Here is a 13,048-nt window from a genome sequence, read left to right as displayed (position 1 = left end):
ACATATTATTAGGAGGAAACACAAATGAAAACTTCACACAAATTAATCGGAGCTGCACTAATCGCAGCAGCAGGCGTTGCAGTTGTAGTGCCAAGCGCAACAAAAGCAGCACCAGGAGACTACACAGGTAAAGGTAAAATCGTCTTCACGAAGAACAACACAGGTACTACTAATACACCTCCGGGAACAACAGGACCAGTTATCCCTGGACCAGTAAACTCAGCCGATGAAGATTTGAAAATCATCTTTGTTAGCCATTTAGATTTCAAACAAAATGAGTTGCTAACTCACGGAAATCTGAAAACTTATGATGCAGATGTATACAAAACAAACGAAGGCGCAGATGGCAGCGGTGCAGCAATTTCTATGCCTAACTACGTGAAATTCCAAGACCACCGTACAGATGGTTTGGAAAACCACTACACAATCAAAGCAGAAATTTCTAAACAGTTCACACACACATCTGGTCATGTAATGGCAAATGCAAAATTGAACTACTCAAATGCTAAATTAGTATCTGCTACAAACGGTGCAACAATGCCTACAGGTGCAATTGCGAACTTTGCTTTAACTTATGGTGCTGAATCTACAGTGTTGACAAACAAAGAAGCTGGAAAAGGTTTCGGTACACATGACATCCAATTTGGTGATTTAGGAACAAATGCAGATAAATCTGTTCAATTGGAAATTCCAGGTGCTGTTATTTTACGTGACGGCGAATACCAAGCAGAAGTTACTTGGAAAATCGAAGACGCTAGATAATTAAGTAAAAGAGTAAGCTGGAATGAGGCTGTCGGTTAAACTGCCGGCAGACCTCGTTTCCTCTTTAAGAAAGGATACATACATGAAGAACACAAAGAGAATCACACAATTAATAGCATTTTTATACATAATCAGTTTTGGGGTATTTGGCGGATTACGGGTGTGGGCAGAGGAAAGCAGTACCTCAACAACCCAGCGTGCGTCTGGATTTTCCTATGAAAGTCTTCTCCCAGAGAACCAACATAGCGATGCCAGCTACTTTGACTTACGGATGACGCCGGGGCAGGAACAAACCGTTCAGATTGAATTACGCAATCCTTGGAAAAATCCGATTGATGTAGCTGTAAATCTCAGCGGTGCTAAAACAAATAGTAATGGTGTTATTGAATATGGTCCCAATGAACTCGAAAACGATGCGTCCTTGAAGTATGATTTCGAGAAAATCGTGACTGGTCCTGAAAAAGTAACCATTCCTGCTGAGAGTAGTATCATGGTAGATTTAGCAATCAAAATGCCGGAGGCAGGTTTTGATGGAGTGATTGCTGGTGGAATCCAACTGCAGGAAATTGAAGGTGAAGATGCACCAAGGGAAGATGGAATGGTGGTCAATAAGTATGCCTATGTCATTGGTATGCTGTTGAGTGAAACTGATACAGTGATTGATCCGGATATGAAGCTGAATAAGGTCTATCCTGAACTGAACAATGGTCGAAATGCTATTTTTGTTAATTATTCCAATATTCAGCCTGTATATACAGATGATATGACTACGGAAGTTCAAATCATGAAAGCTGGGTCAGAGGAAGTTGTTTATGATACGAAGAAGGCAGATATGCGGATGGCACCTAATTCGATGTTTGACTTTCCGGTTTCATTAAATGGGGAAGCGATGATTGCGGGCGACTATAACGCACATATTTTGGTAACGACAAAAGCGGGAGGCCGTTGGGAGTGGGACCAGAAATTTACAATTACTGATGAAGAAGCTGAAAAATTTAATAGTCAAGATGTAGGGCAGATCCAAGAAAGAGGTATTAACTGGCTGCTGATTGTTTTAATCGCTGGCGGTGTTTTTCTATTACTACTGATTATTTTCCTCATCGTACGTATAGTGAACAAGAAGAAAGAGCAGAAGAAGCAACTACAAAAAAGAAAGAAAAAAAATGGGCGGAAGAAGGCCTAATCACTAGAGGAGGATAGGAAAACATGGGAGTATTGGATTGGTTATTTGTCGGCGTCTTGTCTGCCGCTATCCTCTGTTTATTAGTTACTTTGTTTTTGATAGTTTTGTCTATGGGAACTGGAAAAAAAGTCAAACTGTTAAAACAACGAAAACCAAAGAACAAGCGGAAACGGAAACGCCTGAAACGGGAAATACGTCATTTAGAGAAGAAAAAGAAAAAGCAGCTTCGCAACGGGATTCTATTACTTTTGACTGCCGGTGTCTTGGCCGGAGGTGCCTTTTATGCCCAGTATTATCAGGCAACAAATCTAAGTGACTATGACTCGGAAAATGTGGTGCAGGCATACTATCTTATGAGTGAAACAGAAGGCGCTATGACTCAGGTAAAGGATGGGGAAAATCAGGTCAAAGCTGAGAAAACCTTACGGGAACTGGCAGCCCGCTTAGCAAGCTATGGCGGGATTCGTTCCAGTACACGGATTACGACGGAAGGTCAGCTTTTGTTAAATCGCTACTATACCTCTGTCAAGGAGCTAGGGTTGAACTTAAACAGTCAGACGAAGGATACGTTACAGCATCAGGAAACATATGACGGATTTTTAAAGGACATTACAAAAATAACGGAGCAGCAAAAGAAGGTCATTGATTACTTTGGTATTAACGAGTCTGCATTACAGCAGAAAAAATAAGGTGGAATCATCATGGTAGAAGCAGAGACCCAGGCTAAGAAAAAACGCAGGAGAACTGATAAAAACCAGTCGCTATCTACCGCTAAACCCCAAAAGAAGACTCCGCACAAGAAAGTGCAGAAACATACAGGTGCAAAGCCGCCGGCACGTGGTGGACAGAGCAGAAAACGCGTAAAGAAGAATCAAAGAAGGTCTGAAGCCGCTTCTAAGAAGGCACACGACAGTTCTGTACCAGCGAAGAAAAGGCTTTCCTCAAAAAAAATCGGCCTCTCAAAGAAGAAGAGGCGTGCTAAGCGGAAGAATCTTAGGAAAGAGCTGACAATTACAGGAGCGGTATTTTTGATATTGCTGTTTATCGGCAGTCTGACAGTGTTTTCTGTATATAAGCAAGAAGGCTACTCTATGACACAAACACTTAGAGATAAAGACCAGCTGTTTGTCAATCGATTGGGGGTTCCGCGTCGCTATAGCCTGGTGTTGTTTCGAGAACCTCAAAAAAAGGAGCTGTCGATTCGCCGGATAATCGGTCTTCCAGGGGAAACGGTTACTTACAAAGAGGATGAATTGTACATAAATACAGAGTTAAAATCTGAATTCTTTCTTGCCGATGCCCGACAGCTTGCGAATGAAAAAGGTTATTTTTTAACAGATGACTTTTCAACCACTGAGCTGCCTGAGTTATCCGAAGGGATTATTCCCGAAAAATCATACTTTGTGATGGGGGATAACCGTCAGTTTTCTACAGACAGTCGGCATTATGGGGTAATTCAGGCAAAAGACATTGTGGGTGTTGTAACCATGCGTCTGTTACCACTCCATAAGCTTCGACAATTTTAAAGAAAGTAGTGCAGCAGATGGAATCAAAAGGAAAACAAAGAAGAAAGAACGGACCACCAAACAAACAGCTGCAGCTGCAACAAAAAAAGAAAAATAGAAAACGGCCCAAACGCCCGGAGCAGCAACACCAGTCGGTAAATTGGGTATCTAATGCCCTATTTCTAGTGTTTGTTTTGTGCTGCATCTTCTTTTTTTTACGAATAAAAACCCATCAAGTAGATGGCCAGTCAATGTCTCCCACATTGGAAAATCAGGATCGGATTTTTGTTTTTAAGAAACAACTGCCGAATCGCTATGACTTAGTGACCTTTCAGCCAGGTGCAGATAAGAAGGAATCCTATGTGAAGCGAGTGATTGGCATGCCTGGAGATACGATTTGGGTGGAAGGAACATCGCTGTTTATCAACCAACAGATTACTGAAGGAACCGTATTGACAGATGGCTCGGCAACGGAAATGCCGGATGGTACCTTGAAGGTCAATCTGTCGGAGTCTTTAGTTAGTGCTATCCAACCTCTGTCAGTTATACCAGCGGGACACTATTTTGTCTTGGGGGATAACCGCAATCATTCCAAAGACAGCCGAGCATTGGGTTTTATTAAGGAAGAACAGCTTGAAGGGGTTGTCCTTTATCGTTATTATCCTTTTACGAAGCTGGGCCGCGTAAACTAAAGAAAAAGAACTAGAACTAAACAAAGAAGAACAGGCTGGAATCGATTGATTTTCAGCCGTTTTTTATCAAAAGAAATTGAGGTGTACTATGGGAAAAATCAAGCAGCAATTAAAAGTAAATGGAGTGTTCGGCGTAGCGAGCTTCGTCTTGCCGGTGCTCATTTTAGCCTTTGTCTATTGGCAGGCGGATATTTATCTTGGAAGTGAACGAAGTGTGTTAACTAGTGACAGCTTCACACAGTATTCCCATTTTTTAGCTGGGTTTCACAATGTTTTAAAAGGGGAAGGCAGCCTATTGTATACATGGTATGGCTCGCTAGGATTAAACTATTGGGCATTTGCGGCCTATTATCTGGGCGGGATTTTTACCCCGCTAGTGTACTTTTTTGACAATGCGTCAATGACTGATACATATTATTTATTAACCCTGTTGAAGTTTGGCTGTATCGGTCTTTCAGCCTGGATTTTTGCAGGCCAAACCTTCAAGGTTCCTCGGTGGGTACAACTGATTCTAAGTCAGTGTTATGTGCTGATGTCCTTTACATTGGTCTATTCAGAAGTCTTGATGTGGCTGGATGCGGTCATGTATCTGCCTTTAGTTATTTTAGGAATTCATCGTTTAATGGATCAAAAGAAACCGACGCTTCTTTTTGTTTCTTATTTTCTGTTGTTTGTATCGAATTTCTACATGGCCTTTATTGTGGGAGTATTCTCATTTCTCTATTATTGGGCGCGCTTTTCTATCAAACCCAGAGAATACAAAGGAAGTATCCTTTCCTATTTTGTAACCTCCTTTTTAGCAGGAGGTGCTTCAATGGTTGTCATTTTACCAACCATTATGGACTTGCAAAACAACGGAGAAGCCCTAAGCCAAGCTGGGACATTAAAAACAGATGCGACTAGCTGGTGGGATTTACTTGTAAAAAATATGGTGGGTGTATATGATACTACGCAATATCAAGGGATTCCCTTTATCTATGCGGGTCTATTGCCGTTACTTTTTGCTCTTTTCTATTTTGTTTCCAAGAAGTTTTCTTCACGGGAAAAGCTAGCTTATGGCGGGCTGCTGGGGGTCTTGGTTGCCAGCTTCTACATTGAACCGTTGAACTTATTCTGGCATGGAATGCATTCGCCGAATATGCTGCTTTTTAGATTTAGTTTCCTATTTTCGTTTCTTGTTATTCTTTTAGCTGGCTATGCTTGGGAAAAGGTGGAAAAAGCAGATATAGACAAACTGTCCATGCTGCTCTTTATCTGGATTGGCTTATTAGCAGCCTTTAACTTTTGGCGTCTGATGTTTGGCGGCAGTAGCTATACCTATATCTATAAAGATTCCTTTATCTATACCTTTGGTTTTCTGATTGCCTATTTGGTGCTGCTGACTCTGTTTTATAAGCAGAACCGCTGGCAGAAAGTAGTTGCGGTTGGCTTGGTCGGTCTAACGATGGGTGAGCTATTTCTCAATACCCGGAATATGATTATCGGGTTAGGAGAGGAGTGGGGCTATCCCATGACATCACTATATGAAGAGCCCTATGCACCACTAAAGGAGCTAGTCGACCAGACGAAGGAAGCAAACGACAGCTTTTATCGTATGGAAAATCTGGACAAGCTGTCAGAAAATGAAAGCTTTAATTTTGGATACAGTGGAGTTTCCATGTTTTCCTCCATTCGGAACCGTCATTCCTCCATTTATATGGCCGATTTAGGCTTTCGTTCTTGGGGAACGCAGCTGAGTGTCCGCTATGATAACAATACGATTTTAATGGATGCGCTGACCGGCATTAAGTACAATATTTCAAAAGAGGACCCACTAAAATACGGTTATACTTTACAAGCAACCAGCGGTGAATATGGTCTTTATGAGAATGCGTATGCTATGCCGTTAGGGATTTTAACAAATGATACGATATATGAAGAAGATGCGGTGGCAAATCAGACCTTACTCTTCAATCAATTATCTGGTCAGTCCACCGAATACTTTGATTTTACCAAGCCTGAAATAACGAGTATAAAAAATTCTGAACAAACAACAGGTGAGATTAAAGGCAATGAAACCTTCATTTTTAAACCGAAAAAGAAAAATCAGAGTCAGGTAATTACTTGGCAGGTGAAGGTTCCCGCAAAAACACAAGCTTACTTTAGTCTGTATCCTACTTACCATGATGAGCTAGGCTCGACAGAGGTGAAGTTGGAGGTTGCCGGACAGGACTATACGTCAACGATTAATGTCACTGGACAATTTTACCGCCTAGGTTACTATGAGGAAGAAACCACAGTGACCTTTAAAACAGAATTCTTCAATCAATTGTATGAAGAGGAAGAAAACTGGTATGTAGAGATGTTAAATCCGAACATTGTCTTTTTAGATACAGAAGTCTTTGGTCAAGCGATGGAGAAGATGCAGGATAAGGGAGTGAACTTGAAAACCGAAGGACGAAAGGTTAGCGGGGAAGTAAATCTTTCAGAAGATCAGGTGCTATTCACTACGATTCCCTATGATAAAGGCTGGAAGGCGTATGTAGATGGGGAGGAAGTCGAAATTCCTTTATTTAAGGAGGCCTTGCTAACGTTGCCGTTGACAGCTGGCAAGCACACGATTGAGTTTGTCTTTATGCCTCAGGGCTTTGTGCTGGGTGTGGTCCTATTTGTAGGCTGTATGCTTCTGTTTCTTGGGTACAGTTTCTGGCTGTATCGGAGGCGCACACGCATAGAGGCTGGTCAAGAGCCGAATGTATTAGAAGGACAAGGAGAGGGTATAAAAGATGAAGAAAATTAGTAGCTGGCTTATCCTAGCGGCACTATTCATAGTAAGCGGCTGTACTCAGGAAAAAGCAAAAGAGGACTTGAATGATGTACCTAAGGATGAAGCAGGTTTTATCTGGCAAGCCAAACGTGAAAAAAACTGGGGGGAGTATACATATAGTATCCCTTCCAGTGAACTGGATCAGGACTTAGCGGAGCGGTTCAGTGTAGAGTTAACGCCTGTCTTCCATGACTTGCAGGCAGTTATCCAACAGGAGTTTCCTAAGGAAAATTTAGCGATGGAGCTAAATGAAGAACAGATTACAGCAAAAGAAAATCAGCTGACGTTAGTAAGCGGAACAGGTTTTCGCGAAAAGGGTACCGAAGAGTTAGCAGCTTCAGGTATCCTGCAGGCAGTTTATAGTTATGACTCTGAAAAGAAATTGGTTCGCCTAATGAGTCAGCAGCTGGAGCTGGTGAACTGGACAGGGGAGGGTCAGTATTATGGCAAATCATTGGAAGGAACTGTTCGTAAAATTGGAGAAATTCTTGAGATTAAGGGACTGGACCAAGTGATGTCGGACTTTGAAAAAAAGCTGGCGGACAAAGAGAAATTAAAAGGACAGTTAATAGAACTGTACAATGATGAGGAAGAAACGAGCATCATTAGTCGTAGTATCCGAGTAACTTTCAGTAAAGAAGAAGGGCTGCCGGAAAAGATTTATGCCGATGTCATTGATCATCGAACATAGATAAAGTTTGGATGTAGAAATTAGACAGATTGAGATGCGCCCCTAAGTTGGACTAAAAGTCTAACTTAGGGTTTTTTAATGGATTATTATGAGGATGGAATAAGAAGATATGTCGTCAAAGCTTAATTACAAGGGAAAAGAAGCTGTGAAGAGCGTAATCTCGACCACCGCTTATTCGAATTTAGGCATACTAAGAGTCTGGAATTTATTGTTATTCCAGACCCTCAAGCTTTACGAGCATATTCCAAATTTTGTACTGTCAACCAAGTGTGACGAGCTGCTGCTGTTTTATGAGATTAGTTTTTTATATAAATATTCTATGAAAATACTACCATAAGCCCGGCTCGGTCTGAACAACGATTTCTTCTTTTGAAAAAGGGTGAATCAAATGAAGTTCAAAAGCATGAAGCATAAGCCGCTGATTCGCTGCTCCTCCATAAAGCGAATCGCCAATAATAGGATAACCATTGCCGCTCAGGTGAACACGAATCTGATGGGTGCGTCCTGTTTCCAGTGTACAAAAAACTGAGGTTTCATTCGTTCTCGTATTATAAAAAGCTTTCTCGACATGAGTGACAGCAAAATCGCCTTTACGATTGTCAATCACTCGTTTGCGTCGGTCATGACGATGTCGGCCAATCTTATCTCGGATTATCCAGTGCTTTTCAGGAATTTCACCTGCAACGACTGCTTGATAACGCCGATAGATTAGTTTGTTTTCCAGCATGCGGCTAAGAATCGGAAGAATAAACTGATTTTTAGCGAAAACAATACAGCCGCTAGTCTCTCTATCCAAGCGATGGACAACGAAGGGAAAATCTCCCTTAGGCGCAAGATAGGCCGCCAAGTGATTCAATAGGGTATCCGTTTCATCTGGCTCATTAGGATGCGTTTTAAGCCCGGCAGGCTTATTCAAAATAATTAAGTGTTCATCTTCAAACAAGATATCTAAAGAAACTGCTTCACCAATCTGACTCTTTGGTGCAGGATAATCCTCTGCTTCAAAATGTAGGATCAAGGTATCGCCAGCTTGGGGTGAATGCTGAAATGACACAGGCTGCCCACTAATAGACACCCCTTTTCGAGTACGCAGAAAATGACGTACTTTTCTGGGCACTAGCCACTCTTTGTCCAGAAGCTCTGAAATGGTCATAGACTGAAAATTATCTGGTAAAGTAATTGAAATATCCATAGCAGGTTCTCCTTTATGTAGTTAGTAAAATAAATGAATACTCTGTTTTTTTAGTGTAACAAATCCATAGAGAAGGTCAATACAAAATCAAGGGTTCGAGGCAATACGCAGAAATTTTCTGCGTATTGCCTCGAACCCTTTCGGAACATACAAAAAGACCCGTCCATTGGGGGTGGACGGGAAAAGGAGTTAAAAATGAAAAAGTGTTGTGTTAGGGTTAGTAGTTTAAATGTTTTTAACAAATAAACTGTTTTGTTGGTATGTCTATATAGTACAAGTTAAATATGAATTTTTTATGGATGTTTCTTTTCAAAAGTGTAAAAAATTTACTAACGAATGATTAAGAAATCCTTTAAACGGGTTAAGTATTATTAATCAGTCTATCTTTTAGAACAAAAGAAACAGGCTTTTAAGATAAATACAAAAGACATCAAATTGAATTAATAGAAAGCGGAAATATGTCCTATAAGAAAAAATCATGCTGGATTAAAAGCTAAGGTTGTGACAGAAGTGGTTAGCTTCAAACACCAAGTAGGTACTTTTCATCATCTGTTCTGCTCAAAAGAGCAATTACAGTGATTCTAAGCAATAAGGCGGAAATTCCGAAAATGACAGGAAACACGAAGGTAAACCATTCGATGTTGACTGCTTCCTACCTGGTGTTTCCCAAATTTTTGCGAATTTCCGCCTTATTGTCGAAGAGCCTTGAAACACAGTGGTTTACCACTGATGTTGAGCGGACATCGATGCAGCTCGCTGCTAGTAGTTACTTCTGAAGCACCGTTTATCCGAGTTTAAGGGACTGAGCATACTAATGTTGAATAAAGAAAAAAAAAGACCCGCTCTTTGGGGGAGAGCGGGAAAGGAGTTAAAAATGAAAAAGTGTTTGTTAGGGTTTGTTTATTGGTATGAGCTAATAATACAAGGAAAATGTGAATTTTTTGTGTAGGAATCTTTTCAAAAGTGTAAAAGATTTACTAACGAAAACATAAGAAATAGCTGTACAGCCAATCTATTCAATGAAAAGTAAAAGAAATAGCGTATCTTTTATTCTGAAATTATAGCAATAATTAGGCTGCTTTCTGAACTGAATTAGAGAGAAGATTAGCTTTTTGTATTTTTTTCTAGTAGTAATAATGAACACTTTCAGCTCTTTTTACCGAGGATAGCGGTTTATACCAAGTTGTTGAATATAATCTAAGGATTTATTTCGATGCTCCATAAAGATTATTTCATCTTCAAGTAGTAAAGCTACAATTTACGGATTCTCACTAAAAAAAGTTTTAAATTTATAAATATATTTATCCTCCAGCCAAAATCTTTTTTTCGAATTGAAGAGAAGTTTTTAGGAAATGGTTAAACACTAAGTAAGAGTTTGCTCTAACTACTTAATAAGATGAACCTAGTCAGAATCGATAAAAAGGCGGATTTCATTTGAGGATAGCAGCAAAAACTATCTCTCACTCATTTTCCACAAATGCCAAACCTTGGAATAGTTTCTACGGTAAGCTCATAGAAGCTTTAAATCAGGAGTAGTTTATTTTAGAAAAAACAGCCTTTAGTTTAATAAACTACAAAAAAAGACCCGCTCTTTGGGGGAGAGCGGGAAAAGGAGTTAAAAATGAAAAAGTGTTTGTTAGGGTTTGTTTATTGGTATGAGTTAATAATACAAGGGAAATATGAATTTTTTATGTAGGAATCTTTCTTTAAATGTAAAAAAAGGTAAAGAAGACATTAAGGCTTATAAAATAGAAGCTGTTTTCTTTGAATTTCCTCCCATTGAGCATTTGAAATAAAGTTAAAAGTAGTTATATCCGTCTATTTGTATGTGATTTACTTTTGTAGGGAGTGACTTTTAGATGCATCAGAATTTATATCATTACAAGTTAGTTCTACTTAAATAAGCACAGTTAATGAAAGAGTACACAAAATTCCGTAAGGTTTTAAAATTAAGAGAGGGTTAAGATGATTTTTGAAGTGAAAATAAAAAAGGACCCGCCCTTTGGGGGAGGGCGGGAAAAGGAGTTAAAAATGAAAAAGTGTTTGTTAGGGTTGTTTATTGGTATGAGTTAATAATACAAGGAAGTTGTGAAATTTCTATGACGGATTCTTTGATAATTTTAAAATTATTTATGATGGAAGTTTTTTATTTTTAAATGAATGATTAACTAAGAATGGCTGTCGGAATGGTTTGTATTTATTAGATAGGAAGTTTGAGTAAGCAAAATATAGCATAAAAATTGGAAGGAAATAAAATTCTGAAAGGACGGATGCTATGATTTCTTTGTTATAAGAGAGCAGTTGGAGCAAAGAGGTTAAAGTACATATTTAAGCAAAAATTGAAGGAAGCCTACGAAATATGGAAATGGAATTTTATCGTAAGCTGAATTGAGGATTAATACATCACAGCAAAAACTTAATAATTTCTACACAGAAACCAGAAACAGGCTGAATATCCTTACGTTAAAGGCATCCAGCCTGTTTCAAATATATAAAAATAAATTTTGACCCAGTTTTTGACCCAGTACAACTAAAAATTCACATGACTTATGAATTTTTCCAAAGTCTTTTCTCTTTGATTGTCTGACAGATGGGTATATATATCCATTGTAGTTTTTATATTTGAATGTCCTAACCGTTCAGAAATTTCTTTGAACGGAGAGCGAAGCGATGAAATTCAAAGATTTATGTAAAGTATTAGGTGAATATACAGTAGTCCGCGTTCGAAATTCCGATGGCTGCCTGATGGCTGAAGTTGTAGCCGCTGAATTAAGTAATTTTCCTTTTGGTGAGTACGCTCTTTTCTGGCTGATTGAAGGAAGGGAAAGAACGTTTGATGATACAAGCAAAGTAACTGATTTATCTGAGCAGCAGCGGGAAGAGCTATGGGGAGATATCCGAGAAATGGAATCATTTCATAAACTGTCTACAGGGAATATAGAAATTAGAGAACTTGATGAAGAAGAGAAAAGAGTTTTGACCGAAGCCATAGGGTTATTGGATACAGCGGAGAAAGATGTTTTTATGTCTATCTATGGTGAACAGAACACAGAAGAGTTAACAGCAGAATATCTTGATATGACTAAATCAGCAGTGAAGTATTACAAGAAGCGTATCCAAACTAAGATTGATGAATATAATAATGTCGGGTATCAGCTTAGTTTCTGCTAACTATCCAAAACCCACTAACATATAGAAGGTTAATCATCACAGAGAAGGACACACAAAACAGGAAAGCTTCATGCTGATGTTTAACTGATTATCGCTTGTGGATTGAAATAAACTAAGAATAGGATGACTGTTCCAGTGCCGGTTACTATGCTTTACAGGCTGGTGGATTTCTTCCAGTGGGGACAATGGGAAATACAGATAGTTTGTTTAATCATCTTGAAGCAAATGGGTGGAAAGCTCTTCCTGAAGTAAATGGCTATATTGATGCAAAACGAGGGGATATCTTTATTTGGGGTAACCGAGGTGCTTCAAGTGGTGCTGCGGGACATACTGGTGTCTTTGTAGATTCCGAGAAGATTATTCATTGTAATTTCGGATATAACGGGATAACTGTTAATAACCATGATCAAATCTGGTCATATAATGGTGGACCGGCTAACACAATTTACTGGTATCAAGGAAACACAACTGGAGAAATTGCGGAAGGCTTTAAAGTAGGGCAAAAAGTGAAACTACTTAATCACGCAACACAATACCAAACTTTAGAACGTATTCCGTCTTGGGTTAAGAATAAGACCTATACAGTTCAGCAAGTAAAAAATGTAAATAATCCAAATTCTAAAAAGGCGTATCTGTTGAAGGAAATCAGTAGTTGGGTTCTTGAGCAAGACTTGACATAATTGAAAATAGAAGGAAATATCTATTTTAGTACTTTTCAAAATCTCTAAAATTAGAAAATAGAACAGAGACTGGGACATAATCCACTCTCAAAAAGAAAACAAGCTCGATTTTGATGATGAATGTCAAAATCGGGCTTGTTTTTTCTTCTTCCCTTCTCTTTCTCTCCATATATTTTCCTAATTTTCTTAGATTTAGTGCCATGAGAGCCAAACCAACATCAATCTTCGCTCCTTGTTTCCCACGTAAATGGAAACGATGGAACGCCAAATGAGCCTTTAGATGCCCAAACACTGGTTCTACATCGATTTTCCGTTGTCGATAAATCGAACCTGTTTTTTCATCTGAAAGCTTCTTCTTGCATTCTG

The 13,048-nt window shown here is 39.2% G+C and carries 10 protein-coding genes and 1 pseudogene; 9 read left to right on the top strand and 2 right to left on the bottom strand.

Going from position 1 to position 13,048, the window contains the following annotated elements; genetic code table 11:
- Positions 1-24 precede the first annotated feature (24 nt).
- From ACYSNQ_RS14220 to ACYSNQ_RS14190, 7 genes are all read left to right on the top strand, one after another.
- Entirely contained in the window at positions 25-762 is a 738-nt protein-coding gene (locus tag ACYSNQ_RS14220) for a WxL domain-containing protein (protein ID WP_426084241.1), read from the top strand.
- 82 nt (positions 763-844) lie between these two features.
- Positions 845-1,945, top strand: coding sequence for a DUF916 and DUF3324 domain-containing protein (locus ACYSNQ_RS14215; RefSeq protein ID WP_426084240.1), 1,101 nt, complete (start codon positions 845-847; stop codon positions 1,943-1,945).
- Between the two features lie 23 nt (positions 1,946-1,968).
- Complete coding sequence (locus ACYSNQ_RS14210; RefSeq protein WP_426084239.1) at positions 1,969-2,634, top strand: hypothetical protein; 666 nt, start codon at positions 1,969-1,971, stop codon at positions 2,632-2,634.
- Positions 2,635-2,646: 12 nt separating this feature from the next.
- Positions 2,647-3,471: a signal peptidase I gene (lepB, locus tag ACYSNQ_RS14205; protein ID WP_426084238.1), complete on the top strand. Its 825-nt coding sequence runs from the start codon at positions 2,647-2,649 to the stop codon at positions 3,469-3,471.
- Positions 3,472-3,488: 17 nt separating this feature from the next.
- The gene (gene lepB / locus ACYSNQ_RS14200) at positions 3,489-4,142 is read left to right on the top strand and encodes a signal peptidase I (RefSeq protein ID WP_426084237.1); all 654 of its coding nucleotides are present in this window, start codon (positions 3,489-3,491) and stop codon (positions 4,140-4,142) included.
- Between the two features lie 88 nt (positions 4,143-4,230).
- Positions 4,231-6,921 carry a YfhO family protein gene (locus ACYSNQ_RS14195; protein WP_426084236.1) on the top strand — a complete coding sequence of 897 codons (2,691 nt, stop codon included), beginning with the start codon at positions 4,231-4,233 and terminating at the stop codon, positions 6,919-6,921.
- Positions 6,908-7,639 carry a hypothetical protein gene (locus tag ACYSNQ_RS14190; protein WP_426084235.1) on the top strand — a complete coding sequence of 244 codons (732 nt, stop codon included), beginning with the start codon at positions 6,908-6,910 and terminating at the stop codon, positions 7,637-7,639. Before ACYSNQ_RS14195 ends, ACYSNQ_RS14190 begins: the two co-directional genes overlap by 14 nt.
- A gap of 328 nt (positions 7,640-7,967) precedes the next feature.
- Here the strand turns inward: ACYSNQ_RS14190 and ACYSNQ_RS14185 are convergent, their stop codons facing one another.
- Entirely contained in the window at positions 7,968-8,831 is an 864-nt protein-coding gene (locus ACYSNQ_RS14185; protein WP_426084234.1) for an RluA family pseudouridine synthase, read from the bottom strand.
- A 2,670-nt stretch (positions 8,832-11,501) separates the two neighbouring features.
- On the opposite strand from ACYSNQ_RS14185, the gene ACYSNQ_RS14180 reads away from it, so the two are divergent.
- Together ACYSNQ_RS14180 and ACYSNQ_RS14175 are read left to right on the top strand one after the other, a co-directional pair.
- Positions 11,502-12,002, top strand: a complete 501-nt coding sequence (locus ACYSNQ_RS14180) for a hypothetical protein (RefSeq protein ID WP_426084233.1) — start codon at positions 11,502-11,504, stop codon at positions 12,000-12,002.
- Between the two features lie 137 nt (positions 12,003-12,139).
- Positions 12,140-12,682: pseudogene (locus ACYSNQ_RS14175) on the top strand (peptidoglycan amidohydrolase family protein); the annotation flags it as partial.
- Positions 12,683-12,707: 25 nt separating this feature from the next.
- On the opposite strand, the gene ACYSNQ_RS14170 reads toward ACYSNQ_RS14175, so the two are convergent.
- Positions 12,708-13,048: transposase (locus ACYSNQ_RS14170; protein WP_426084232.1), on the bottom strand; the 341-nt coding region annotated here is incomplete at its 5' end.

The sequence above is a fragment of the Enterococcus sp. LJL51 genome, from assembly GCF_054871795.1.
The sequence above is the reverse complement of the archived record's forward strand: the minus strand, read 5'-3'. Positions and strand labels throughout refer to the sequence as shown.